Origin of the sequence: Streptomyces nigrescens (assembly GCF_027626975.1) — a bacterium.
Lineage (GTDB): Bacteria > Actinomycetota > Actinomycetes > Streptomycetales > Streptomycetaceae > Streptomyces > Streptomyces nigrescens.
The window spans coordinates 3,044,327-3,069,190 of sequence record NZ_CP114203.1; the positions used below are offsets into that span (position 1 = coordinate 3,044,327).

The following is a 24,864-nucleotide window of genomic DNA, read 5'->3' on the forward strand; positions in this document are numbered from 1 at the left end:
GCCCCGGCGCCGGGCGCCACGGGCCCACACCACCCCTCGGACAGGCCCTCGGAAACCCCCTGGCTCAGGCCCGCACTCCTAGCTCACAGTCCCGCACTCCCAGCTCTCAGGAGCGCGCTCCTAGCTCAGGCCCGCGCTCCGTGCCCGCTCGACGACCGGCCCGATGGCCTCGGCCAGGGCCGCCACGTCCTCCGCGGTGGAGGTGTGCCCCAGGGAGAACCGCAGAGTGCCGCGGGCGAGGTCCGGGGACATGCCGGTGGCCAGCAGGACATGGCTGGGCTGGGCGACGCCGGCGGTGCAGGCGGAGCCCGTGGAGCAGGCGATGCCCTGGGCGTCCAGGAGGAGCAGGAGGGAGTCGCCCTCGCAGCCGGGGAAGGAGAAGTGGGCGTTGGCGGGGAGCCGGCCCGCGGGGTCCGGATCGCCGCCGAGGACGGCGTCGGGGGCGGCGGCGCGGACGGCCTTGACCAGGTCGTCGCGGAGCGCGCCGATGTCGCGGGCGAAGTCCTCGCGGTGGGCGACGGCATGGCGCCCGGCCGCGGCGAAGGCGGCGATGGCCGGGGTGTCGAGGGTGCCGGAGCGGACGTGCCGTTCCTGGCCGCCGCCGTGCAGCACCGGCACCGGGGCGTATTCGCGGCCCAGCAGCAGCGCGCCGATGCCGTACGGCCCGCCGATCTTGTGGCCGGAGACCGTCATCGCGGCGAGCCCGGAGGCGCCGAAGTCGACCTCCAGCTGGCCGACGGCCTGCACCGCGTCCGCATGCAGCGGAATGTCGAACTCCGCGGCGACGTCGGCCAGTTCACGCACCGGCTGGATGGTGCCGATCTCGTTGTTGGCCCACATGACCGTGGCGAGTGCGACATCGGCGGGGTTGCGGGCAATGGCCGTGCGCAGCCCCTCGGCGTGCACCCGGCCGTAGCTGTCGACCGGCAGCCACTCGACGCGGGCGCCTTCGTGCTCGGCGAGCCACTCCACGGCGTCGAGGACCGCATGGTGCTCGACGGGGCTGGCGAGGACGCGGGTACGGGCCGGGTCGGCGGCCCGGCGCGCCCAGTACAGGCCCTTGACCGCGAGGTTGTCGGCCTCGGTGCCGCCCGCGGTGAAGACGATCTCGCTCGGGCGTGCGCCGAGCGAGACGGCGAGGGACTCGCGCGCCTCCTCGACGGTACGCCGGGCCCGCCGGCCGTCGGCGTGCAGCGAGGACGCATTGCCGGTGACGGTCAGCTGGGCGGTCATCGCCTGCACCGCCTCCGGGAGCATCGGGGTGGTGGCGGCGTGGTCGAGGTAAACCATGGTGCGCACGATTCTACGAGCTGGCGCGGTCGGCTCCGGGGGCGCATCCGCAGCGCGCGGGAGCGCCGTACGCCGGGGAGCGGGACGACAGCCCACCGGCCGGCTTCCCCTGGCGGCCCATGGGACGACCGCCCGGCCCCTCGACGAAGCCCGACCTCTCGACACCCCTGTAAGGAGTCACTAGCCTGACACTCATGACACAGTGGCTTCTGGACCGGACATTCCGCAGCACGTCGGGCGACGAGGTGCGGTGGGCCGTGCTCGGGGAAGGGCAGGAGGACACACCGGCGGTGGTCCTGCTGCACGGGACGCCCTTCTCGTCGTACGTCTGGCGGGGTGTCGCCCGCGCCCTCGCCACACGGCACCGGGTGTTCGTCTGGGACATGCCGGGCTACGGCGCCTCGGAGAAGCACGCCGGCCAGGACGTCTCACTCGGCGCTCAGGCCCGTGTCTTCACGGAGCTGCTCACCCACTGGGGCCTGGCCACGGAGGCGGCCCGGCCGGCCGTGGTCGCGCATGACTTCGGCGGCTGTGTCGCCCTGCGGGCACATCTGCTGCACGGTGCGCGCTATGCGCGGCTGGCCCTGGTCGACCCGGTGGCGCTGGCCCCCTGGGGCTCGCCCACGTACCGGCTGCTGGGCGCGCACCCCGAGGTGTTCGGACAGCTGCCGCCGGACCTCCACCGCGCGCTGGTGCGGGAGTACGTCTCCTCCGCGAGCCACCCCGGCCTGCACCCGGCCGTCCTCGACCGGCTGGTCGAACCGTGGTGCACGGACGAGGGCCGGCCGGCCTTCTACCGCCAGATCGCCCAGAACGACCAGCGCTTCACGGACGAGATCGAACCCCGCTACGGCGAGCTCACCCTGCCGACCCTGATCTGCTGGGGCACCCAGGACACCTGGATCCCACCCACCAGGGGCCACGAACTGGCCTCCCGCATCCCCGGCTCCCGTCTCCACCTGATCGAACACGCGGGCCATCTGGTCCAGGAGGACGCACCGGCGGAACTGGGGGCGGTGTTGGGGGAGTTCGTGGGGGGTGGTGGGTGAGCGCTCCGGCCCTCCTACGGATCGATGCGCCGTGCGAGTTCGCGGACCGCTGTGGCGGCCTCGGTGATGGCGGGTGACGAGGGTGTCGGCAGGGCCTCGGGGGAGGTGAGGGATTCCAGGGAGGTGCGGAGGCGGTGGAGGTCGGGGCGGGGGAGGTGGGTCGTGGGGGTGAAGTCGGCCAGTTTGGTGGTGAGTTCGGCTTCGAGGGTGTCGAGGGCGGGGAGGGGGGTGGGCCGGCCGGAGAGGTTCTGGCCGGGTTTCTCGTCGGCCGGCTGGAGGCGTAGTTGGTCGGTCAGGGTGCGGACGGCGGCGGTCAGGTCGCGCAGGGCGGTGCCGGTGCGTGCGGTGTCCGCGGTGCGGGAGGGGCCGGGCCGGCGGGGGCCGGTCGTCGGCGTTCCCGTCTTGTCCCGTAGCAGCGCGCGGAGGGTGCGGGCCTCCGGGGCGCCGAACGCCTCGTGGACGGCGAGTGCTTCGCGCCAGTGCGCCTGGGCGCCCTGTTTGCGGCCCAGGGCGGTCTCGGCGTGGCCCAGGGCGGTCAGCGCGTCGGCGCGCCACCGTTCACCGCCCGGCACCAGCAACCGTTTCGCCGCGTCCTCGGCGGCGGTCACCGCCTCGCCGGGACGGATCAGGGCGACCATCGCCTCGGCCATCCGGCAGCGGGTACGCCCTGCCCAGAGCCGCTGTCGGTCCTCCTCGAAGAGGGGCAGAGCCTGCAAGAGTTCACGGAGCGCCTCGGCGGGCCGGCCGGCCGCCGACAGCGCTTCGGCCAGGGCGTACCGGCCGTGCGCGAGCCGCGGGGAGCCGCGGCCGACGCGGTGGTGGAGGGCTACGCTCCGCTCGGCGAACAGCACAGCTTCGTTGCTGTTGCCGGTCGCCGCCCAGAGCCGGGCCAGTGCGCCGAGTGCGGCAGCCTCGCCGAGTTCGTCGCGCTCGGTGCACTGCTGCCATGCCGCGACCAGATGCCGCTCCGCGGTGTCGTGCCGCCCCTGTTGGAGGGCGACGATGCCGCGCGCATACGGTGCGCGAAAGCGCGTCAGAGGGTCGCCGCAGCGGCCGGCCAGCTGCTCCGCGCGCCGCGCCTCGGGCTCGGCCTCGGCGCACTTGCCCAGCGTGAGGTACGCCTCGGCGAGCGCGACCCGGGCCCGGCCTTCCGCCCGTGCGTCGCCGTCCCGGGCCGCCCGCGCCGCCACCGTCCGGGCGGCCGGCTCATAGGCGGCGGACAACGCCCCGGAATCCGCCGTCACCTGGGCGAGCAGAAGGAGATCGGCGGCCTGGCGGACGATCCCCGGTGTGCGGAGCGCGGCCCGGCGGACGAGTGCGAGCAGCCCAGGGGTCTCCTCGGCCCAGACGGCCAGGGCCTCGGCCCGGTCCTTCGTGGTGGGCAGGGGGCCGGCGGAGGGGACGCGGGCGAGGTCATGGAGCATCCGGTCGCCCGGGCACCGGAGGGCGTGCACCTGCCGGCCCAGGGCGAGATACCAGGTCAGCAGCCGGGTCAGGGCCTCGTCGCGCGCCGCCTCGGGCAGCTCGTGAGCGGCGGACCGGGAGGCGAGGCGCCGCAGTTGGCCCGTATAGCGGTAGTGACCGGAGCCCGCTTCACGGAGCGCGCCGACGGCCAGCAGCTCGTCCAGCAGGGCGCGGGTCCGCTGTGCCGTGGCATCGAGCAGTGCGGCCGCGGCGCCGGACGGGAAGGCGGCGGACGAGAAGGCCTCGGACGAGACCTCGGCGGGGTCCGTGACGGCGAGCAGGCGGAAGGCCCGTCGTGCCTGCTCGGAGAGTTGCGCGTCGAGCCACCGGAGCGTCGGGGGGCCGGGGTCGGTGAACAGCTCCTGCGCCTCGGCGGTGGTCAGTCCGGCCAGCTCGACGGCTTCGGCGGGCGGGGGAAGCGGCGGGCACCCACGGCCGGTGAGCAGGACGGCGCCGCCCCGGCCTCCGGGCTTGCCCGTGTGACCGGGGAGCAGGGGGGCCAGGGCCAGGTCCGCCGCCTCGGACGCATCGGACGCGGCGGACGCATCGGCGTCAGGTGCGTCGTCCAGCACGATGAGGACGCGGCGTTCGGCCAGCAGCGAGCGGTAGAGGGCCGCCCGGCCGTCGCGCCACAGGGGGATGTCGCCGGCCGGCACGCCCAGCGCACGCAGCAGCGCTTCGAGGGCACCGGTCGCCGTCACCCGCTCCCCCGCCTCGTCGGCGCTGCCGCACAGATCCAGGAACACCTGTCCGTCCGGGAAGTGCTCCGCGACCTCGTGCGCGACCCGCAGCGCGAGGGCCGTCTTGCCGGCCCCGGCCGGCCCGTGGACGAAACGGCAGGCCGGGGCGTCGCTCGTGCCGCCCGTCAGTCCGGCGGCCAGCCGGGAGAGCGGCCCGCTCCGCCCGGCGAACGGCTCCGGCGCCGCCGGCAGGGCCACCGCGTCGGCCCGGGGCCCGGCCGGATCCCGCGCGGGCTCCTCGGCAAGGGGGCGGTAGATCTCGTCCAGGAGATCGCTGCGCCAGCGTGCCAGCCGGGTCCGCCAGTCCACGGCGAAGGGCCCCGGCAGCCCGGCGAGCGGTTCGCCGTCCCACAACGCCAGTGCCTCGTCGCGCAGTCGGCGGGCCGCGGCCGGCTTCACGGCGCGGCGGGCCCGGTCGACCAGCTGCTCGGCCCGGTCGAGATCGACGTCGAGGACGGGCGCGCTGCCGTCGGGGCGGCGCAGGGCATAGCCCCCGTCCTGCTCCCTGACCAGGAGGTCCGCGTCACCGGTGGTCGCCCCGGTGTCGGCGCCGAGCGCCGTGTTCAGCCGGGTGGCGCAGGCGTACAGCGAGGAGAGTGCGCCACGCGGCGGCTGGTCGCCCCAGAGGTCGGGCAGCAGCTCGCTCGCGCTCGCGGAGTGTCCCGGCCGCAGCAACAGGGCGGCCAGCAGCGCCCGTTCCTCCGGGCCGCCCAGTTCGAGCGGTGTCGCACCGCGCCAGGCGCGCACCGGACCGAGGACGCCGAAGCGCGGTGACGGCGGGGGCGGGGGCGTGGGGCGGCGCTGCGGGGGCACCGTGTGGTCCGTCTGCTCCGGCACCACACCGCCCATCCGCTCCAGCACCGGACTGGCCAGCACCGCGAAGGCCCGCGCCGACGCCTGGAGCCGCAGCTCCCCTTCCTCGTCCCCCATCAGGACCGGGAAGTCCGGCAGCCGTCCCATGTACGGCTCCAGGGACCGGCCGACCGCCTCGACGACCTCCACGGCCTGTTCGGCGCCGAGCCCGCTGAACAGCAGCTCCCGTACGCCGGGCCGGAAGTCGTAGACGGGCTGGGTGAGTTGGCCCGGTGGCGGCGCGCCCAGGGCACGGTCCAGGGTGTGGGCGGCGGCCGCGCCCCGTGCCTGGTCGGTGCGCTCCAGCAGGCCGCCGAGCAGGATCTCCGCGACATGGGTGGGCCCGGCGTCCCGCATCGTGGCGGCCCGTACCAGCTGCATCAGGGGTGTGGTCAGGGGACGGATGGCGGAGAGGCGGACGGCGAGACGGTAGGCCTCGGGGGAGAACGCGCCCCGGAAGTGGGCCAGCAGCTCCTCGGCCGTGCCGTGTGGTGCGGCAGGCCGCGCCGACGCGGGGGGCGCCTCGTCCAGCAGCACCGTTTCGATCAGATGCGGCACGCCGGGGCGGGTGAGCAGCCCGGCCCACTGCTCCAGCGCGGAGGCGGTCGGATGCAGCACGGGCAGCGCGAGGAGGCCGTCCGCCTCCGGATCGCGCTCACCGCTCAGCCCGTCGCAGACGATGAGCCGTCCGAGGGGGTCGAACTCGCCCGGTGCGGCGAGGAGCCGGGGCCGTGCGTCCAGGGCGGTGCCGCGCCACAGCCGCCGGGGCAGCGGGTTCAGTACGGCCAGCGGGCCGCCGCGGCCCCAGGCAGCCAGGGCGCGTACGGCCTGCGGGGTGCGCCAGCCCGGGCTCGTACCGTCGGTCAGCAGAAAGGTCACCGCCGCGCCCGCGGACCGCCGGCGCCCCGCCGGGCCGCTCGGGTCCTGGGGGTCGACCGGAAGGATGCGGACGGAGCGGAAGACCGTGCTCCGGGCGAGCAGCGCGCGCAGCTCGGCCGCGAGCGGCCCCCAGACCTGCATGGACGGTGAGCAGTCCACGAGCAGCACGGCCGACCAGCGCCGCTCCTGGTCCGGGCGGGAGACGACATCGAGGAAACCGGTCTCGGCGGCGAGGCGGACGGTGGCCTCGATATCGGTGACGGTGCGGTGCGGGTGGTCCCGGGACCTGCGCAACGGGCGCAGCGCCCGGCCCAGTTGCTGGGCGTCGGGCAGCGCTCGCCCGCCGGGGACCCGCGCGGTCCGGGCCCGGTCCGCGCCCGGCTCACCGCCCTGGCTCCCCATGGCGTACAGCGCGCGACGGGGCGGGACGGCGGGCGTCAGCGGGTCGCAGGGCCCGGACGAAGGCTCGTCGCCGGGCGCGGCCGTGCCGCCGGGTCCGGCGGTGGGGGTGGGGTCGGTGCGATCGGTGTGGTCGGCGAGGTCGCTGCGATCGCCAGGACTACGGGCCGGGTCGGCGTGATCCGAGGACTCGCCAGGGCCCTCGGAGCCTGCTCGATCGGCGACCGTATCGGCCGCATCGTCCGCATCCACCGTCCCGGCCCCGGCCCCGGCCCGCCCGTCGGACGAACCGCCGTCCTCGGCAACGCCTTCCCCCCGCGACTCCTCCGGCACCCCGGCCCCTTCGGCCCCGGCACCGCTCCCACTCCCCGTCCCACCCACACGCTCCCCCGACTCCCCCGCGTCCCCCGGCGCCTCGGCCGCCGTACGTCCCTCCATCGCCCTCGACAGCCACAGCACATCGAGGAGTTCCGTGGCCCCGAGGTCGTAGCCGGCGGCCGACATCGCCTGTCGCAGTCGGTCGATCATGGCGACATGGACTCGTCGAGGCGGTGCAGCACGGCGGCGAGGAGCTCTTCCTTGGTGAGGTCGGCGCCGCTGATGCGCAGATGGACCGCGGCCAACAGCTGGTCGGTGGCCAGTGTCTGGGTCTTCGCGCGCTGGTGGAAGACCTCGATGAGGTCCTCCGCCGCGGCGACCGCGTGCTCGCCCAGGTTGTGTTCGATGATCTTCCGCAGCCGGTCGCCGGTCGGCTCCGGCAGATCCAGCCGTACGCAGCGGCGCAGGAAGGCAGGCGGGAAGTCGCGTTCGCCGTTGCTGGTCATGATGACGACCGGGAAGTGGGTGCAGCGGACCACTCCGCGGTGGACCGCGACCCGCTTCCGGCTTCCGCTCAGCAGGACCTGGACCTCCTGTTGGTGCTCGGGCAGCCGGGCCAGCTCCGGGATCTCGAACTCGCCCTCCTCCAGCACGACCAGCAGGTCGTTGGGCAGATCGATATCGGCCTTGTCGAGTTCGTCGACGAGCAGGACGCGGGGGCGGTCGGCCGCCAGCGCGCTGCCGAGCGGGCCGAGGCGCAGGTACTGCCCGATGTCGCCGGCCGCGGTGGCGCGCCGTGCCCGGGGGCGGCGCGCGGAGCCGTGCGGGACCTCGCGCTCACGGCGCAGTGAGGCCTCCCGGAGGCGGCCCACGGCGTCGTAGCGGTAGAGGGCGTCCTGGAGCGTGGAGCGGCTGTTGACCGACCAGCGCAGTACGTCACCGAGCCCGAGCTCCTCGGCGACGGCGCGGGCCAGCGAGCTCTTGCCGGCGCCGGGGCGGCCGGTGACCAGCAGCGGACGGTGCAGATGCAGGGCGGCGTTGACGACGGAGATCTCGTTGCGCTCCAGGAGGTACGGGGCGCGGGGCGCCGTCCCGCGGCCGGAGGGCAGGTGGCGCCAGGGCGGCGGGGCGGGCAGCGGGGCGGGCCCGCGGAACACCCACCAGTCCTCCGGCTCCGCCCCCGGGTCGTCATGTGCGCCTGCTGCGCTCTGTCCGGTCACCGCACGTTCTCCTCGTTCATTACTGCGTCCACGCTCCGGTACTCAGGGCTGGGTCAGCACCCAGGCGTCCGGGGCGAGTTGTGGGGGCCGATGGTCGGGCGCGTCATAGAGCAGGGACAGCCGGCGGCCGTGGTGGACCACGCTCTCCGGCTCGGCCATCGCCTTGGCCCGCTCCAGGCGCACCACCTCGGGTACCTCGGCGTGGTCGGTGCCGTCGACCAGGGCCAGCAGGTCCTGGGCGATGTGGGCGCCGTGTTCGGCGCGGTGCCACAGCACGGTGTGGACGCCTGCCTGGACGCACTGGCGCAACAGCGTTCCGTGGTGGTCCGGTTCGCAGCACACGATGACCGTACCGGCGTCGCGGTGCACCTCCAGTTGGGCGCGGGCCACCTTGCGGTCGGTGTGCCGGTGGTCGAGGACCAGGCGTTTGGCGTGCGGCAGGGCGGCGGTGCGCTGTTTCCAGCCGGCGTAGCTCTCCCGGGAGCGCTCGGTGGTGCGCACCACGACCCGCCGGGTGATCCCGGGCGCGAACGGCCCGTCCTCGTCGCTGTCGGGCGACTCCCAGGAGTCGACGTCCAGACCGAGCCAGGCGGACGGCAGGAAGTACTCCACCAGGGCGGTCTCCGGGTCCTCCCGGACCTCGGTGCGCAGCACCCGGCGGATGTCGTCGACCACCTGCTCGCTGCCCGCCTCGGCATCGCGGACCAGCGCGAGCCGGTGCGGCTGACGGTCGGCGAAGGTCCAGATCTGGTACGTGAAGCGGCGTCCGGTCGGGGTGGGCAGCAGCTCCACCTGGACGCGGGGGGCGGTGGCCGGTGTTCCGGTGGCCGGCGGGCCGGCCGCCGGGGTGCGGACCGGGGCCGCGGCCGCCGTGACATCGGCACGGAACTGGCTGACCGCCGCCTCGTCGACCCCCGACCGGGCGGCGATCCGCTCGACCCAGGCGTCGAGGTCCTCGGCCGGATACGCACCGGCCGCGCGCTCCTCGACGCTGATCCGCACCACGCCCTGCAGCAGCGGGGGCACCGGCGCCCCGGTGGTGGAGCTGAAGCCCTCCAGGGCGTCCATCGCGTCGGCCAGGCCGGTGACGGCGGGCAGCTCCGGGGCGTGCGGCAGGACGCGCTCCAGGAGGGTGCGGGGGTCCGTACGGGTGCAGTGCGCCAACAGGCCGGAGAGGTCGCGGCGCTGGCGGGTGGTCAGGTACTCGCCGGGGCGGACCGTACGGGCGGCGCGGCGCAGCCGCTCCCAGTCCTCACGGGCCCCGTAGAGGCCGGGCCTGGGGTGCGGGTCGTAGGGGTCGGCGGCCGGCGGCTCGTGGTCCCGTACCAGGTCGAGGAGTTCGGGGATGCCGCGGCGGACGCTCACCGCCAGGCCGGCCAGCCGTTCCAGGTCGGCCGCGGGGCCCGCCGAGGGCCGGCCGAGCCGGGCGGCGAGCCGCTCCTCGCAGGCCAGGACCGCCTCGCGGCCCTTCAGTACGCGCTCCAGCGCGGTGAGCAGCTGCTGGACCCCGCGCCGGGCGGTGGGCACCGCCGAGGGCGGGAGCGTGGGGAGTTCGGCCTCGATGGCCGGGACGCTGATGGCGTACATCGTCGTCGGCCGGCTCCCGGGTGCGGCCCCTTCGGGGGCGCGGTGCACGGCCGCGACCAGGCCGACCACGGCCTGCCGCTCGCGGTCCCACAGCGGCCCGCCGCTGAAGCCCTCGGTGACCTGGGCGCCGCCGAGCACGTCCAGGGCGATCCAGGGCGGCGCCGAGACCCGGGGCACGGCCCGCACCGTGGGCAGCGGATTGCCGCTCGCCCATAAAGCGATGGTCTCGTTGGCGTAGCTGTGCTGGAGGAACGGAGCCGGTTCGGCGCCCTCGGGGGCGGCGCCGGTCAGCTCCAGGACGGCGAGATCGCCGTGGTAGGGCACCCGTCCGGGCTCGACCGGGGCGCTCCCGGCCGCCGTGGCCCGCGGCGGCACCCACATCTCCCGTAAGACCCGTGCGGTCAGGTCATGGCCGGCCGCGACATGGGGCAGCCGGAGGGTGACGGTGTCGCCGGGCCCGGGGGTGTCCTGGGCGAAACGGTCCCTGCCCAGTGCGCTGTTGACGACATGGGCGCAGGTCAGGACGAGGCGGTCGGCGACCAGCACCCCGGCGCCGATGGCGTGGTCGCCACGGCGTACGGAGGCGAAGGACTGCTGGAGCGGGGTGTCCGGGCCTGCGCCTGCGATCACGGGGCCGTCCCGCCGGGCTCCCCCGTGCCGCTGCCGAGATTCCAGGTGGCCGAGACCTTGAAGCTCGCGTCTCCCTTGCCGGAGAACACCCCGAGGCTCAGATCGGAGCCGAGGGTGACGCCGAACTCCACGGTGACCTCGTCGGGGCGGTGGCTGCCGCTGGAGATCGAGCGATGGATCTGGCCGAGGACGCCGCCGAGCGGCCGCAGGGCCTCTTCGAGGGCCGCCCCGCCGCGGGTCAGCGCCCGGCTCATCCGGCTGTCCACGCTGACCGGCTGGGCGGAGCCGAACTCCTCGGGCAGCTCCAACTCGCCGTCGGTGTCGGACTGCTGCCGTCGGCCGCCGCCGGACGGCGGCTGTGCGCCGGACTGTTCGTGCGTGTCCGGCCGGCGGGTGGCGGCCGGGTCTTCGGCCCGCAGCCACACGACGGTCGCATCATCAATTCTGAGAGCCACGTCCCCCATGCCGCTCAGTCTGACACGTTCCGCAGGGCCACCGCCCGCACTTTTGCCGCCCATTTTCCGTCTCCGTACCCGGAGTCACCTGCGAAAAGGAGACGGAAGCGGCATCCGGGGCGACCCGTTACCCCTGCAGGACCGCGCGCGCCAACTGCCGTGACTGGGCGACGAGTCGGTCCTCGGAGTCCCAGACCTCCGCGTCCTCCTCCAGGAAGCCGCCCGCGAGGTTGCGGGTGGTGATGGCGACCCGCAGCGGGCCGGGGGCCGGGCGGTGGCGGATGTGGGCGGTCAGTTCGACGGTGGGGACCCAGCCGGACAGGCCCATCTCGAAGGCGGTGGGCGGTAGCGCGTCGACCGTCAGCAAGAGGGAGAGCGGGTCGGGTTCGCGGCCGTCGGCGAGGCCGAACCAGGCGCGCATCTCGCCCTTGCCGGAGGGGGCGCCGACGGCCCAGCCCGCGGTCGCCGGGTCCAGGCGGAGCGCGAGCCGCTCGGCGATGGCGGTGCTGCCGGGGATCGCGGGGCGGCCGCCGGGGGAGCTGTCCGTGCCCAGGCAGTGCTCGTACGGCGGGATGGCCGGGGGTTTGGCGGTGGTCCGCACATCGTCGGGCAGCGCGCCGAGGTCACCGTACGCGGCGAGCACCCGCAGCCGCTCGACCTCGCTGCCGTCCTCCGCGAACTGGATGAGGCTGGCGGTGCCGGTCGACATCGTGCGGCCGGTGCGGACCACTTCGGTGCGGATCACCGCGGGGCCCGGGACCGAGGCCGTCAGATAGTGCGCGGTGACCGACATCGGGTCAGGGTGCGGGAGGGCGTCGCCCAGGGCGCGGCCCATGAGGGCGAGGAGGTAGCCGCCGTTGACCGCCTGGATGATCGTCCAGCCGGCGGAGAGGTGGGCGTCGTACACGCCGGGGGCGCGGCGGGTGACCGCCGTATCGCGGTCGAACTCGCTGTTGCCGTGGGTCACCAGAGCCATGGGTTGCACGCTACACCGGATAGTTACCGACCGGTAGTGTCAGTTTTGACGGCCTCGAACGGAACCGTTCCTTCCGGGCCTGCGATGATGAGCGCCATGCTTCACGTCCTCTACCTGGTCGGCGTCGCGGCCTTCGCGGCGAGCGGGGTGCTGGCCGCCTACCGCGCCAACATGGACCCCTTCGGCGGCCTGGTGCTCGCCTTCGCCGCGTCCATCTCCGGCGGCACGCTGCGCGATCTCATCCTCAACCGGCAGCCGCTGTACTGGACGCACGACTGGGTGCTGCTGACCGTGATCATCTGTGTCGGCGTCGGCACCATGGCCTATCTGCGGTTCTGGCAGCTGCCGCACAAATCGCTGCTGGTGGTCGACGCGATCGGGCTGTCCGTCGTCACGGTGATCGGCGCCCGCGCCGCGATCGACGCGGACGCCACCCCGCTCGCCGTGATCATCCTGGCGGTGCTGACCGGAGTCGCCGGTGAGGTCATCCGCGATGTGCTGTGCGGGGAGTTCCCCCCGCTGCTGCTGCGCGAGGACGTCTACGCCATCGCCGCGCTGGCCGGCGGCTGCTGCTATCTGCTGCTGCACCACCTCGGCACCGCACCCACCCCCGCCGCGGCGATCTCGGCGGGGGTGGTGTTCGGCCTGCGGATGGGGGCGGTCTACCTCGGGCTGCATCTGCCGCGGCCGCAGCAGCTGCGCCCCCGGGGCGGACGGCCCGACGCCGACTGACCGGGGGCCGGGGCCTACTGCGGCAGCGCCGGCCTGCTGTCCGTCTTCAGCCAGGCGTCGAAGAGGTCGTCCAGCTGCTGCCCGGAGATCTTCTCGGCGAGCGCGATGAACTGGGAGGTCTCCGCGTTGCCGTAGCGGTGGCGGGCGGTCCAGGCCGGCAGCAGCTCGAAGAACGCCTTGTCGCCGATCCGCTCCCGCAGCACCTGGAGCGTCATCGCGCCCCGGACGTAGACCGCCCCGGCGAACATGGTGTCCCGCTGCGGATCGGCGATCTTCACCTTCCAGAAGTCGTTGCCGGCCGGGATGTCGGCGTACTGCTGGCGGAGGGCGTCATGGGCGCTGCGGGTGCCGCGGTGCTCGGCCCACAGCCACTGCGCGTAGGTGGCGAAGCCCTCGTTGAGCCAGATGTTCTTCCACCGCTTCACGGAGACCGAGTCGCCGAACCACTGGTGCGCCAGCTCGTGGACGATGGTCGACTCGCTGCGCACGGCCGAGTAGACCGGCTTGGACTGCACCTCCAGCGAGAAGCCGGCCTGCGGCATGTCGTCGACGATCGCCCCGGTCACCTCGAAGGGGTACGGGCCGAAGACCTTCGACCAGTAGTCGGTGGCCTCCGCGGTGATGCCGTAGACGTCGACCTTGCCGGTGGGCAGGGTGGGGTCGGTGGCGACGTAGATGGGCGTGCCGCCGGGCGTGGTGCCCGTACGGACGTCGAACTTCCCGATGGTGGCGGTGGCGAGATAGGTCGCCATCGGACGGTTCTCGCGCCAGTGGGCGTACGCGCGGCCGTGTGCCTCCCCGGAGCTGATCAGCCGGCCGTTGGAGACACCGGTCAGCCCCTTGGGGGCGTCGATGCGGATGTCGTAGGTCGCCTTGTCGTCCGGGTGGTCGCTGGAGGGGAACCAGGTCGAGGCGGCGTTCGGCTCGCAGGCGACGAAGACCCCGTCCTTCGTCTTCATCCAGCCGTAGTCGGAGCCGAAGACGATCGGGCCGCTCAGCGGCTTGGGGACACCGTGGTAGGCGACGGTGACGGTGAACTTCTTGCCGCGGCGCAGCGGGAAGTCGGGGCGGACGGTTATCTCGTCGCCGGATCTGCCGAAGTGGGCCCGCCGGCCGTTCACCCGGACCGTGTCGACCGTCAGCTTCTGCAGGTCGAGGTCGAAGGCGGAGAGGTTCTGGGTGGCGCGGGCGGTGAGCTTCGTCCGGCCGTCGAGCCGGCCGCTGCCGGGGTGGTAGCTGACCCCGAGGTCGTAGTGCAGGGCGTCGAAGCCGCCGTTGCCCAGCCCGGGGAAGTAGGAGTCACCGACGCCGGGGGCACCGGGGGAAGCGCCGGGGGCGGCGGCGAGGGTGGCGGCCGAGGCCACGGCGGTGGCCAGGGCGAGCCAGCGGGAGGTGCGACGCGCAGAACGGGAGAGTGCCATGAGCCGTCCTTTCGGACACACGAGCGGATGGGGAACAACCGCGCCGACTCTGCACCCTCCCGTCCCGCTACGTCCGGGACTTTGCCAATTCCTCGGTGTTACTTACCGGTTGGCGCCTTGCCGGCCGGGCCGCCGGACGCCGTGGCGGCGGCCGGGGCCTGGTCGGGCGCGTTCTCGGGGTGGTGGCAGGCCACCTGATGGCCGGTCCGCAGCGCGACCAGCGGCGGCTCGGTGGTGGCGCACACCTCGGTCGCCTTCCAGCAGCGGGTACGGAACCGGCAGCCGGACGGCGGGTTGATCGGCGAGGGCACATCGCCCTTGAGCAGGATCCGGTCGCGCTGGGTGCGCCGCTTGGGATCGGGCACCGGTACGGCGGACAGCAGCGCCTTGGTGTACGGGTGCATGGGTGTCTCGTAGAGCGCCTTGCGGTCGGCCAACTCCACGATCTTGCCGAGGTACATCACCGCGATCCGGTCCGACACATGCCGGATGACCGAGAGGTCATGGGCGATGATGACGTACGTCAGGCCCAGCTCCTCCTGGAGGTCGTCCATGAGGTTGACGACCTGGGCCTGGATCGACACATCCAGCGCGGAGACCGGCTCGTCGGCGACCACCAGCTTGGGCTTGAGCGCCAGCGCACGGGCGATGCCGATGCGCTGCCGCTGGCCGCCGGAGAACTCGTGCGGATAGCGGTTGTAGTGCTCCGGGCTCAGGCCCACCAGCTCCAGCAGCCGCTGCACCTCCTTCTTCACCCCGCCCTCGGGCTCGACGCCCTGGAGGCGGAAGGGGGTGGAGACGATCCCGCCGATGGTGTGCCGCGGGTTCAGCGAACCGTACGGGTCCTGGAAGATCATCTGCACGTCGCGGCGCATCGGCCGCAGCCGGCCCTGGGACAGATGGGTGATGTCCTGGCCCTGGAACTCGATGGAGCCGCCGGTCGGTTCGTCGAGCCGGGTGATCAGCCGGCCCATCGTCGACTTGCCGCAGCCGGACTCGCCGACGACGCCGAGCGTCTCCCCCGGCCGTACGTCGAAGTCGATGCCGTCGACCGCCTGCACCGCGCCGACCTGCCGCTTGAGCAGGCCCTTGGTGATCGGGAAGTGCCGGACCAGACCGCGGACCCTGAGCAGCGGCCCGTCGTCGGAGGGGGCGGCGGCGGAGGTCTCCGCCCCCTTCTGGAGCGGGATCTTCTTGTTCTGGTCGTCAGTCGTCTCGGTCACAGCTTCGGCGCAATCTCTTCGGTCCAGATACGCTCCCGCTCCTCCTGCGACATATGGCAGGCGGAGGAGTGCCCGCCGCCTGCCTCGCGCAGCTCGGGGCGGACCGTACGGGTGAGGTTGTCCTTCGGCACGTCCGCATACGGGCAGCGGGGGTTGAAGGCACAGCCGGACGGGACGTTGATCAGGCTGGGCGGGGAGCCCTTGACCGGGATCAGCCGGTCCGTCTGCTCACGGTCGATGCGCGGCATGGACCCGAGCAGACCCCAGGTGTAGGGGTGCTGCGGCTCGTAGAAGACCTTCTCGGCCGGGCCGCGCTCGACACACCGTCCGCCGTACATCACCAGCAGGTCGTCGGCGAGCTCGGCGACCACCCCGAGGTCGTGGGTGATGATGATGACCGCCGAGCCGAACTCCTTCTGCAGATCGCGGATCAGGTCCAGGATCTGCGCCTGGACGGTGACGTCCAGTGCGGTGGTCGGCTCGTCCGCGATCAGCAGCTCGGGGTTGTTGACCAGCGCCATCGCGATCATGGCGCGCTGGCGCATACCGCCGGAGAACTGGTGCGGATGGTCGTCGACCCGCTTGTCGGGCTGCGGGATGCCGACCCGGTCGAGCATCTCGACGGCCCGCTTGCGCGCGGTCTTCTTGTCCACGTCGTTGTGGACGCGGTAGGCCTCCATGATCTGGTTGCCGACCGAGTAGAAGGGGTGCAGCGCGGACAGCGGGTCCTGGAAGATCATCGCCATCTCGCGGCCGCGCAGCCGGCGTACCTCGTCCGGATCGGCGGAGACCAGCTCCTTGCCGTCCAGCCAGATCTCGCCGGACATGTCGACCTTGCTGCGCTGCTGGCGGGAGGCGCGGTGCAGACCCATCACGGCGAGCGAGGTGACGGACTTGCCCGAGCCGGACTCGCCGACGATGCCGAGCGTCTTGCCCTTCTCCAGGCTGAAGTTCAGGCCGTCGACGGACTTCACCAGCCCGTCGTCGGTGCGGAAGTGCACCTTCAGATCCCGCACCTGGAGGAAGGCCGCCGTCTGCGGTGCTTCCTTTGCGGTGGCCGCGGCGGGTTCGGCCACCGCGGTCTCGGTCTTGTCCTCGGAGGAGTCGGTCACGAGAGCCTCACCCGCGGGTCGACGGCGGCGTACAGAACGTCCACCACCAGATTGCACATGACGATGAAGAACGCGGCGAGCAAGGTGACGCCGAGGATGTTCGGCAGGTCGTTGGCGGTGATCGACTGGACCGCGAAGGCACCGACTCCCTGGAGGGAGAAGACCTGTTCGGTGATCAGCGCACCACCGAGCAGCAGGCCCAGGTCCATGCCGAAGACCGTGATGATCGGGGTGAGCGCGGCACGCAGACCGTGCCGGACGACCACCTTGCGCTCGCGCAGGCCCTTGGCGCGGGCCGTACGGATGTAGTCCTCGCTCAGCGTCTCCAGCATGCCCGCCCGGGTGAGCCGGGCGTAGAGCGCGGAGTAGAGGAAGGACAGGGTGACCCAGGGCAGGACCAGGGTCCGGGCCCACAGGAACGGATCCTCCAGCAACGGTACGTAGTCGCTGCGTTCGAAGATCGGCCACTGGTAGGTGAACAGGGCCAGCGCCAGGGCGCCGGTGAAGAACATGGGGAGGGAGACACCGGCCAGTGCGACGCCCATCGCCATCCGGTCGAAGAGCGAGCCGGGGCGCAGTGCGGAGAGCACGCCGGTGGCGACACCGGAGACGACCCACAGCACGGCCGCACCGGCGGCCAGCGAGAGGGTCACCGGGAGCCGGGACTGGATCTCCGGCCAGACCTCGATATGCGTCTTGAAGGAGTAACCGAAGCACGGCACATGGCACTTGGCCGCTTCCGGACCGAATTTGTAGTCGACGCCGACGAAAATGCCCTTGAGGAAGTCCCAGTACTGCTCGTACACGGGCTTGTCCAGGCCGAGGTTCTTCTTCACCGCGGCGATGTCCGCGGGCGTGGGGGCCTTTCCGATGTACTGCTGGGCAAGCTGGTCGGTGCTCTGCCCGGCCAGCTTCGGCAGCAGGAAGAAGATGCCGAAGGTGACCGCGCTGACGATCAGCAGCAGCACCACTGCGCTGATCAACCTGCGGATGATGTACGAGAACACGGGGATGCGGCGTCGGCGCCGCGGACCGGCCGGAACCGGCCCGCGGACACCAATGCCTTCACCTGCCTTCCAGGGCTGCTACTTCTTGACGCCGATGTTGAGGTAGTCGTACTGACCGCTGAAGGCCGAGGTGGACACCAGGTTGGTGGCCTTGGGCGAGCGGTACATCAGGACCTTGAAGTAGGTGAGCGGAACGATCGCCGCCTGCTCCATCGTCTTCTTGTCGATCTCGGCGTACGCCTTCTCGCGGGCCGCCTTGTCGGTGTTGGCGATGGCGTTTTCGAGCAGCTTGTTGATCTCCGGGTCGTCCAGCTCCGACAGGTTGGTGTTACCGGACTGGCTGATCGCCTTGCCGTTGAGGATCTGCTGGAGGTAGCCGTAGCCGGTCGGGAAGTCCGAGCCCCACTGCATCATGATCAGACCGACGTTGTTCTTCTTGTTGAACTTCGGCACACCGGCGTAGTCCGAGAAGTACTTGCTGGTCGGGTAGGACTGGATCTTGGCGGTGACGCCGATCTTCTTGAGCGAGTCGATGACCGTGGTGGCCGCGTCGACCTCGTCCTGGCGGTCGTTGCGGGCCAGGATCGTGGTCGTGGTCTTGCCGGCGCCGCACTTGTCCCAGTGCTTCTTGGCCTCGGTCAGATCCAGCTTGTCGCCGTCGTACTTCTGCGGGTACAGGTCGTACTTCTGGTAGCCGTCGATGTCGGTCGGCAGGACCGTGGAGGCCAGCTCACCGCGTATCGGGCCGCCGAGCGAGGTCTGTACGGCCTTCTTGTCGATGGCGTACTCGACGGCCTTACGGCACTCGATGTTGTCGAACGGCTTCACCTTGGTGTTGAGCGCCGTGTAGACCAGCCGCTGACCGAGCGTGTTGTCGGTGTTGGCCTTCTCCTTGGGGTCGGTCAGGAGCTGGGCCTGCGTCTGCCCGTCGACACCACGGCCGGCCAGGTCCACCAGGGTGTTGCCGGACTTGAGGTCCTTGTCGATCGTCGACTGGGCGACCTTCAGGTTCAGGACGATCTTGTCCGGCAGCTGCTTGCGCAGCGGGTCGGTCTTCGCCGACCACTGCGGGTTGCGGACCAGGGTGAGCTTCTTGCCCTCCTGGTAGCTCTCGAACTTGTACGAGCCGGTGGACAGCACGGACTTGGTGTAGTCGGCGCCCTTGTCCTTGGCCTGCGGGACCGGAGCGGTCTGCGGGGCGCTCACCAGGTAGTCGAACTCGGCGAACGGCTTCTTCAGGTGGAAGACGACCGTCTGCTCGTCCGGGGTCTCGATGGACTTCAGACCGGCCTTGCTCTTGTCCTTGTAGGGGCCCTTGTAGCCGCCCTCGTTGTCCTTGAGGAACTGCTGGAAGTAGTTCGGGCCCAGCGAGAGGGTGTCACGCGCGAAGTTGCTCCGCTCGACGGCGTACTTGACGTCCTGCGAGGTGACCTCGGAGCCGTCGTCGTACTTGACGCCCTTGCGGATCTTGTACGTCCAGGTCTTGCCGCCGTCGCTGGGCTTGCCCATCGACTCGGCGAGGTCCGGGACCAGCTCGTTGCCCTTGGTGCCGGGACCCGGCTTGAAGGTGGTGAGCGGGCGCGCGTAGAGCCGGCTGAAGTTGTAGATGAAGGCGTAGTACGTGTTGCCCGGGTCGAACGACTCGGGGGCGTCACTGATCGCGTAGGTGACCGTGCCGCCCTTCTCGTCCGAGGCGTTGACGATGCCCTTGGTGGCGGCGTTCGCCTCGCCCGAGCCTTCCGAGGAGCCCTTGCCCCCGCTGCAGCCGGCCAGCAAAAGGCCCGCACTGGTGATGGCCGCGACAGCCGCGACCGGAACTGACCTTCGCATGATGGTCGGTGTCCCCTTCGTTCGTCGAGCAACGGCGTTACTCGATGCGTCGAAACTTCAGAACTGCGAAAAACGCGGGTGAGACTTCTGAGCGGGTGCCAGGCACGGCCGTCAGCGGCTGCGCGGGTCCAGCGCGTCCCTCAGACCGTCACCGAGCAGGTTGAACGCCAGCACGGTGACGAAGATCGCGAGGCCGGGAACGATCATGTACTGAGGGTCGACCTCGTAGTACTTGACCGCCTGGTTGAGCATGCCGCCCCAGGACGCCTGGGGCGGTTGGATACCGACGCCCAGGAAGCTCAGCGCCGCCTCGAAGAGGATGTTGGAGGGGATCAGCAGCGTCGAGTAGACGATGATCGGACCCACCAGGTTGGGCAGCAGCTCCCGGAAGAGGATGAACGGCCCGCGCGCTCCCATGCCGCGGGCGGCGTCCACGAATTCCCGCTCGCGCAGCGACAGCGTCTGCGCGCGCACGATCCGCCCCATGTACGGCCAGTTGAAGAAGCCGATCACGAAGATCAGCACCGAGATGTGCAGCGGCAGACCCTCCAGACCGAAGGCGCCGCCCTGCAGCGAGGCGGAGATCGCGATGGCGAACAGCAGCAGCGGGAAGGCCAGGAAGACATCCATCATCCGGCTGATGAAGGCGTCCACCCGCCCGCGGTAGAAGCCGGCGACCACACCGAGGACGGTGCCGATGGCGACCGACAGCAGGGTCGCGCCGAACGCCACGATCAGCGACACCCAGGAGCCCTCCAGGATCCGGGCGAGCAGATCGCGGCCGAACTTCGGGTCCACACCCAGGGGGTGGTCCCCGCTCATGCCGCCGAAGTCGCCCTTGGGGAGCGTGGTGTTGGGGTCGATCAGCGACTGGTTGGGGCTGTTGGGGTCCAGCCCCAGCAGTGACTGGAGGGGGCGGGAGAGGGCGGCGATGGCGATGAGCAGGATGACAACGATGGCACCGGCCACCGCGACCTTGTCCCGCCGAAAGCGCAGCCAGGCGATCTGACCGAGCGAGCGCCCCTCGATCCGCTTTCCTTCCACGCCTTTCAGCACCGCTTCCGGCTGCGCCTCAGCAGCTGCTCCGGTGGTCTCGATCGGTGCGGTCACGGTGCCTTTGACCCCTCTCGGCCGACGGTGGCCGGCCCATGCGACGCCGCGGTAGCGGCCTGATTCACATCACTGGTGCAAGTCCTGCAGGCATCGCGGAAGTTCGCGTATATGGAATTTCGAGAAGGTGCGCGCGACGCCGTTCCGGGATGACGCTCGGACAAAGGGCCGAGACCCTGTGTTGCGGGAGTCTTCATCCGATTCGCGATCAGTCACCAGCCCTGAAGGGGAAAGGATGCGTAACTGTGATGTGATCCGCGGCATTCCGTTATACGGACAAGAGTTCGGGCTGAGCGGAGTGCATACCCACGGGAAAGGGGCTCAACTGCGGGGCGCCTGGGGCGAATTCACCCCAGGCGCCGACGGCGGAGCGGCACCGTCAGGCGTCAGTAGGGACGCGGGTAGCCGTAGCCGTAGGAGGGCGCGGGAGCCTGCGGCTGGACATAGCCGTCACGGTCGAAGAAGGGGCGCGTGGAGGCCCGCATCCACATGCCGACCGGGTCGTACTCGTCGTTCATCGCGACCGTGGAGACGGGCAGACCGTCCGGAACCGCGCCGATCGACTGCTGGATCATCAACCGCACCGAATCCACCGCTTGTTGGCCGGTGTCGTACAGATCCAGACCGATCGCCAGATATGGGGCACCGAGCGCGGGCTGGACCCAGGCCCGGCGCAGCGACCGTACGGCGGGCGTGCGATGGGCGTTCTGGGCGAGGAGCGCGTAGAACTGCGGGATGTCGATGACCGGTTCCGAGATCCGCAGCGGCCCGGCGGGCAGCCGGTCGAGGCCGCCGGCGATACGGCGCAGGTCCAGCCAGGGGATGCCGACGCCGCCACCGGGAGCATGCGGATTCAGCCACAGGCCCCAGCGGTCGGGGAAGAGCGCGGCGGCGATCTCGGTGCCGGTGACGACCTCGTGGTCGCGGTTCCAGCCGGAGGCGGCGAGCTCGGGCGCCGAGGTCACACACGGCGCATAGCCGAGGCCCTCGACCTCCATGTTTCCGTACTGCGCATCGGGCATACCGGCCCGGCCGTGCCAGAGCAGCATCCAGACCTGGCCCGCGGCGAGCGCGTGCAGCAGTGCCTCATAGGCGTCGTAACGGCCTGGCGAGACCTGCTGCAGCAGCTGCTCCAGCTGTCCGGCCGCCGCCGGCCCCTGATGCGCACCCGCGCTCACGTGGTCCGTCCCTTCTCTCAGCAGGGCACGTGTGGGTGCGCCCGCCTGTCATCCAACCAGCTTAGGGCTTGCCCTACGAGTGGTCCCGAGAGTAGAAGGGGCGCACACGCTCCAGCATCCAGTCGGCGACCGGGTCACCCTGGGCGAGGTCGAGCATGACGAGCTGTACGGGCCAGGGCAGCGGTACTGCGCCGAGCGCACGTCCGAGGGCTGACAGTACCCTCTCGCGCGCGGTGCCGTCCTGCAGCGCCGTGGGATCCGCCGCGACCTGAACACCGACGAACAGTGCGGGCGTGTCGCCCTCGACGCTGGCCAGGGCACGCCGGGCAGTCAGGACAATTCCGGCGCCGGAGAACTCCAGCCCGGCGGAGGCCAGGAAGTCCACCGGCTCGTCCTGCCAGTCCGGTTCGAAGAGCCGCACCCGGCCGCCGCTCGGCAGCCCGTCGAACTCCTGATGTCCGTGATGCCGCTCCCGGCACAGTTCGGCCACCGCGGGCGGCGGCAGCGGGACGCCGACCGTCCCGTCGGGGTTGACCGCGATGCCGATCTGCGGCGGCAGTCCGCGGGCGAACTCCCGGGCCGGGGCGACGGTGAACGACATGTGCGAGCCGACCACCCGCAGGAACTCCTGCTCGGAGCTGTAGACCGGGACATAGGGCGCGCCGTCGAGCTCGACGGTGGGCAGATCGAGGCCGCGGGCGCCGAAGCCCGCGCTCTCCGGGCCGCCGCCGCTGGGCAGCGGCACCCACAGCCGGCTGCGGCCGAGGATCTCGACGATCCGGCCGCCGGCACCCGGGTGCCCGACCGACGCGGACAGCACCTCTTCGAGCTCGTTCGCCGGCCACGCCAGCTGCGGTATCCCCTGCTCCGGAAATGTCATGTGCACCCACCCGTTCCAAACCGCGCCATCTGGCCAAAGACCCTAAACGAGAAGGCGCGCGGTGCGGTGTGCGGGGGCGTGCCCGGCAACACACGGGACAGCCCTCAGTGGAAGCTGACCGTCTCCAGCGCGCTCGCCGCCCGCCGGTCGAGGAGGACGGCCGAGCAGAAGCCCTTCGGCAGCCGGGCCGACTCCGCGGCACCGACCAGCCGGCCCACCGCCCTGCGGTGCCGTGCGAAGGCGTACCCCGACACCCCGCGGCCCCGTGACTCCTGGCCGGAAAGCGCCACCTCGGGTGCCACATCGAGCAGCACCAGATGCGCCCCGCGGCCGCCGCGCAGCGCCGAGCGCGCGATCCAGCGGCGCACCCACGCCAGCGTCCCGCAGTCGTGCACCACCACGCTGTCGCCGGAGCGCAGCGCACGGCCCAGGGCCAGATAGTGGGCGGCCCGGACCAGCGGGCGGTAGAGGCCGTACGGCAGCCGGTGCAGTCTGCCGCGCTCCCAGCGCTCGCGGACGTCCTGGGAATCGATGCGGTGCACCGCGGCGCCGTGCCCGTCCAGGGGCGGTACGACACGGTGCATGAGGGTGCTCTTGCCGCTGCCCGGCAGCCCGGAGACCACGACCAGGTCACCGGCCGGAAACCGCAGCTCGGCGGCGTCCGGCGGCCGGCCGTCGCTCCGCAGGTCCACGACCTCGGTGCGGCGCCCCGGCCGGATGACGGGCCGCGGCGCACGGCCGGCCCGGGACATGGCGGCGGACGGCGCCGACCGCACGGCGTCCGGGGGCACGACCCCTGAAGTCGCCCCGAATGCCGCTTCGCTGTGCACCGTGATCGCCCTCCCCGTCCGTTCTGGTCCGGTTCGAGTCCGTCCCCTACCCGCAGAGTGTCAAGAAAAGGTAATGCCCATCAAGGCGATTGTCCGATCTGCCCACGTCGTGGGCGGGGCGGCGGTGGGGGCTCCTTTTCTGGCGATCCCGTGCAATGATGTGGCCGCCACGTGCACATCGGAGCTCATCCGTGCACCGCCAACTGCATACCGGCCGCTTGAACCCGTGCGGGAGAGTCCCCGGCCGCCATGGCGGGGCGCCGAAGGAGCAAGTCCTCCCTTGAATCTCTCAGGCCCCTATACCGCGCGGGCGAGGCAGATCTGAAAAGCGAGCCACTGCCCGGCCTACGGGGCGGCTCCACCCAAGGTGCAAACCGGGTCCGTTCGCGGGATCCCGGTGAACCTCTCAGGTTCCGATGACAGATGGGGAGAACGTCTTGTCACCCCTGCCTGGGAGCCCAGAACCATGACTGATGCCCCCCGTCGCACCGCGCTGGATGCCACCCACCGCGCGCTCGGCGCGACCATGACCGACTTCGCCGGCTGGGACATGCCGCTGCGCTACAGCAGCGAGCGCGACGAGCATGTCGCCGTCCGTACCCGCGCCGGCCTCTTCGACCTCTCCCACATGGGCGAGATCACCGTCACCGGCCCGCAGGCCGCCGACCTCCTCGACTACGCGCTGGTCGGCAACATCGGCGGCGTCAAGACGGGCCGCGCCCGTTACACCATGATCTGTGAGGCCGGGGGCGGCATCCTCGACGACCTGATCGTCTACCGCCTCGCCGACCAGGAGTACATGGTCGTCGCCAACGCCTCCAACGCCCAGGTGGTGCTGGACGCGCTGACCGCGCGGGCGGGCGGCTTCGACGCCGCGATCCGCGACGACCGGGACGCCTACGCACTGCTCGCGGTGCAGGGCCCGGAGTCCCCCGGCATCCTCAAGACGCTGACGGACGCCGACCTGGACGGTCTCAAGTACTACGCCGGGCTGCCCGGCACGGTCGCCGGTGTGCAGGCGCTGATCGCCCGTACCGGCTACACCGGTGAGGACGGCTTCGAGCTGTTCGTCCGGCCGGCGGACGCGGTCGCCCTCTGGGAGGCCCTGACCGAGGCCGGCAAGGACGCCGGTCTGGTGCCGTGCGGGCTCTCCTGCCGCGACACCCTGCGCCTGGAGGCGGGCATGCCGCTCTACGGGCATGAGCTCACCACCGCGACCACGCCGTTCGACGCGGGCCTGGGCCGGGTCGTGAAGTTCGAGAAGACCACCAACAACGGGGACTTCGTGGGCCGTGAGGCCCTGACCGCGGCCGCCGAGCGGGCCGAGACCCGGCCGCCGCGCAAGCTGGTCGGTCTGGTCGCCGAGGGCCGCCGGGTGCCGCGTGCCGGATACCCGGTCGTCACGGCCGACGGCACGGTCATCGGCGAGGTCACCTCCGGGGCCCCGTCCCCCACGCTCGGCAAGCCGATCGCCATCGCCTATGTCGACGCGGCCTACGCCACACCGGGCACCGAGGGTGTCTGCGTGGACATCCGTGGAAGCCATGAGCCGTACGAGGTCACCGCTCTGCCGTTCTACAAGCGGCAGAAGTAGCGGTTCCCCCGCGGCAGACACGGCGGCGGCGCGCGCCCGCGCGTCTCACTGCGCAAGACCCCATTCACGATCACACCCTCGCGTACAG

General features: G+C 71.9%; 18 protein-coding genes and 2 riboswitches. Of the genes, 3 read left to right on the plus strand and 15 right to left on the minus strand.

Annotated elements, in window-relative coordinates:
* Positions 1 to 120 precede the first annotated feature (120 nt).
* On the minus strand, positions 121 to 1,290 hold the full coding sequence (locus STRNI_RS13660; RefSeq protein ID WP_266444771.1) for a cysteine desulfurase family protein: 1,170 nt from the start codon (positions 1,288 to 1,290) through the stop codon (positions 121 to 123).
* A 194-nt stretch (positions 1,291 to 1,484) separates the two neighbouring features.
* Between STRNI_RS13660 and STRNI_RS13665 the strand changes: the two genes are divergently transcribed.
* Positions 1,485 to 2,339: an alpha/beta fold hydrolase gene (locus STRNI_RS13665; protein WP_277411333.1), complete on the plus strand. Its 855-nt coding sequence runs from the start codon at positions 1,485 to 1,487 to the stop codon at positions 2,337 to 2,339.
* Between the two features lie 14 nt (positions 2,340 to 2,353).
* Here STRNI_RS13665 and STRNI_RS13670 read toward each other — a convergent pair whose 3' ends face one another.
* The 5 genes from STRNI_RS13670 to STRNI_RS13690 all read right to left on the minus strand — a co-directional run bounded on the left by STRNI_RS13670 (position 2,354) and on the right by STRNI_RS13690 (position 11,859).
* Positions 2,354 to 7,201 carry an SAV_2336 N-terminal domain-related protein gene (locus STRNI_RS13670; RefSeq protein WP_277411334.1) on the minus strand — a complete coding sequence of 1,616 codons (4,848 nt, stop codon included), beginning with the start codon at positions 7,199 to 7,201 and terminating at the stop codon, positions 2,354 to 2,356.
* Positions 7,198 to 8,211 carry an AAA family ATPase gene (locus STRNI_RS13675; protein WP_266444765.1) on the minus strand — a complete coding sequence of 338 codons (1,014 nt, stop codon included), beginning with the start codon at positions 8,209 to 8,211 and terminating at the stop codon, positions 7,198 to 7,200. The genes STRNI_RS13670 and STRNI_RS13675 overlap by 4 nt, the downstream gene beginning before the upstream one ends.
* Positions 8,212 to 8,253: 42 nt before the next feature.
* The gene (locus tag STRNI_RS13680; protein ID WP_277411335.1) at positions 8,254 to 10,428 is read right to left on the minus strand and encodes a VMAP-C domain-containing protein; all 2,175 of its coding nucleotides are present in this window, start codon (positions 10,426 to 10,428) and stop codon (positions 8,254 to 8,256) included.
* Positions 10,425 to 10,892 carry a CU044_2847 family protein gene (locus tag STRNI_RS13685; protein ID WP_109892698.1) on the minus strand — a complete coding sequence of 156 codons (468 nt, stop codon included), beginning with the start codon at positions 10,890 to 10,892 and terminating at the stop codon, positions 10,425 to 10,427. The genes STRNI_RS13680 and STRNI_RS13685 overlap by 4 nt, the downstream gene beginning before the upstream one ends.
* Before the next feature lie 118 nt (positions 10,893 to 11,010).
* Entirely contained in the window at positions 11,011 to 11,859 is an 849-nt protein-coding gene (locus STRNI_RS13690; protein WP_018087274.1) for a thioesterase family protein, read from the minus strand.
* Between the two features lie 96 nt (positions 11,860 to 11,955).
* Between STRNI_RS13690 and STRNI_RS13695 the strand changes: the two genes are divergently transcribed.
* On the plus strand, positions 11,956 to 12,591 hold the full coding sequence (locus STRNI_RS13695) for a trimeric intracellular cation channel family protein (protein WP_051104003.1): 636 nt from the start codon (positions 11,956 to 11,958) through the stop codon (positions 12,589 to 12,591).
* A 14-nt stretch (positions 12,592 to 12,605) separates the two neighbouring features.
* Here the strand turns inward: STRNI_RS13695 and STRNI_RS13700 are convergent, their stop codons facing one another.
* From STRNI_RS13700 to STRNI_RS13740, 9 genes are all read right to left on the minus strand, one after another.
* Positions 12,606 to 14,012 (minus strand): M1 family metallopeptidase, encoded by a 1,407-nt coding sequence (locus STRNI_RS13700; RefSeq protein ID WP_277411336.1) that lies wholly within the window; start codon positions 14,010 to 14,012, stop codon positions 12,606 to 12,608.
* Positions 14,013 to 14,110: 98 nt separating this feature from the next.
* Entirely contained in the window at positions 14,111 to 15,202 is a 1,092-nt protein-coding gene (locus STRNI_RS13705; protein ID WP_051104004.1) for an ABC transporter ATP-binding protein, read from the minus strand.
* A gap of 29 nt (positions 15,203 to 15,231) precedes the next feature.
* Positions 15,232 to 16,347, minus strand: coding sequence for an ABC transporter ATP-binding protein (locus STRNI_RS13710; protein ID WP_159486057.1), 1,116 nt, complete (start codon positions 16,345 to 16,347; stop codon positions 15,232 to 15,234).
* On the minus strand, positions 16,344 to 17,354 hold the full coding sequence (locus STRNI_RS13715; protein ID WP_026169219.1) for an ABC transporter permease: 1,011 nt from the start codon (positions 17,352 to 17,354) through the stop codon (positions 16,344 to 16,346). The genes STRNI_RS13710 and STRNI_RS13715 overlap by 4 nt, the downstream gene beginning before the upstream one ends.
* A gap of 78 nt (positions 17,355 to 17,432) precedes the next feature.
* Complete coding sequence (locus STRNI_RS13720; RefSeq protein ID WP_026169220.1) at positions 17,433 to 19,184, minus strand: ABC transporter substrate-binding protein; 1,752 nt, start codon at positions 19,182 to 19,184, stop codon at positions 17,433 to 17,435.
* Positions 19,185 to 19,295: 111 nt separating this feature from the next.
* Complete coding sequence (locus STRNI_RS13725; RefSeq protein ID WP_026169221.1) at positions 19,296 to 20,294, minus strand: ABC transporter permease; 999 nt, start codon at positions 20,292 to 20,294, stop codon at positions 19,296 to 19,298.
* Between the two features lie 386 nt (positions 20,295 to 20,680).
* Positions 20,681 to 21,472 (minus strand): enhanced serine sensitivity protein SseB C-terminal domain-containing protein, encoded by a 792-nt coding sequence (locus STRNI_RS13730; protein WP_018087282.1) that lies wholly within the window; start codon positions 21,470 to 21,472, stop codon positions 20,681 to 20,683.
* A gap of 73 nt (positions 21,473 to 21,545) precedes the next feature.
* Positions 21,546 to 22,352, minus strand: coding sequence for an enhanced serine sensitivity protein SseB (locus tag STRNI_RS13735; protein ID WP_159486061.1), 807 nt, complete (start codon positions 22,350 to 22,352; stop codon positions 21,546 to 21,548).
* Positions 22,353 to 22,456: 104 nt separating this feature from the next.
* Complete coding sequence (locus STRNI_RS13740) at positions 22,457 to 23,143, minus strand: AAA family ATPase (protein WP_018087284.1); 687 nt, start codon at positions 23,141 to 23,143, stop codon at positions 22,457 to 22,459.
* 258 nt (positions 23,144 to 23,401) lie between these two features.
* A riboswitch (glycine riboswitch) is annotated at positions 23,402 to 23,497 on the plus strand.
* A riboswitch (glycine riboswitch) is annotated at positions 23,498 to 23,615 on the plus strand.
* Between the two features lie 33 nt (positions 23,616 to 23,648).
* Between STRNI_RS13740 and gcvT the strand changes: the two genes are divergently transcribed.
* Positions 23,649 to 24,776: a glycine cleavage system aminomethyltransferase GcvT gene (gcvT, locus tag STRNI_RS13745; RefSeq protein WP_093647224.1), complete on the plus strand. Its 1,128-nt coding sequence runs from the start codon at positions 23,649 to 23,651 to the stop codon at positions 24,774 to 24,776.
* Positions 24,777 to 24,864: the final 88 nt, after the last annotated feature.

Excerpts from the sequence above, each read along its gene's own strand:
- STRNI_RS13660 (WP_266444771.1), bottom strand. The coding sequence starts at position 1,290 with ATGGTTTACCTCGACCACGCCGCCACCACCCCGATGCTCCCGGAGGCG.
- STRNI_RS13665 (WP_277411333.1), top strand. The coding sequence starts at position 1,485 with ATGACACAGTGGCTTCTGGACCGGACATTCCGCAGCACGTCGGGCGAC.
- STRNI_RS13670 (WP_277411334.1), bottom strand. The coding sequence starts at position 7,201 with ATGATCGACCGACTGCGACAGGCGATGTCGGCCGCCGGCTACGACCTC.
- STRNI_RS13690 (WP_018087274.1), bottom strand. The coding sequence starts at position 11,859 with ATGGCTCTGGTGACCCACGGCAACAGCGAGTTCGACCGCGATACGGCG.
- STRNI_RS13720 (WP_026169220.1), bottom strand. The coding sequence starts at position 19,184 with ATGCGAAGGTCAGTTCCGGTCGCGGCTGTCGCGGCCATCACCAGTGCG.
- STRNI_RS13685 (WP_109892698.1), bottom strand. The coding sequence starts at position 10,892 with ATGGGGGACGTGGCTCTCAGAATTGATGATGCGACCGTCGTGTGGCTG.
- STRNI_RS13700 (WP_277411336.1), bottom strand. The coding sequence starts at position 14,012 with ATGGCACTCTCCCGTTCTGCGCGTCGCACCTCCCGCTGGCTCGCCCTG.
- gcvT (WP_093647224.1), top strand. The coding sequence starts at position 23,649 with ATGACTGATGCCCCCCGTCGCACCGCGCTGGATGCCACCCACCGCGCG.
- STRNI_RS13735 (WP_159486061.1), bottom strand. The coding sequence starts at position 22,352 with ATGACATTTCCGGAGCAGGGGATACCGCAGCTGGCGTGGCCGGCGAAC.
- STRNI_RS13695 (WP_051104003.1), top strand. The coding sequence starts at position 11,956 with ATGCTTCACGTCCTCTACCTGGTCGGCGTCGCGGCCTTCGCGGCGAGC.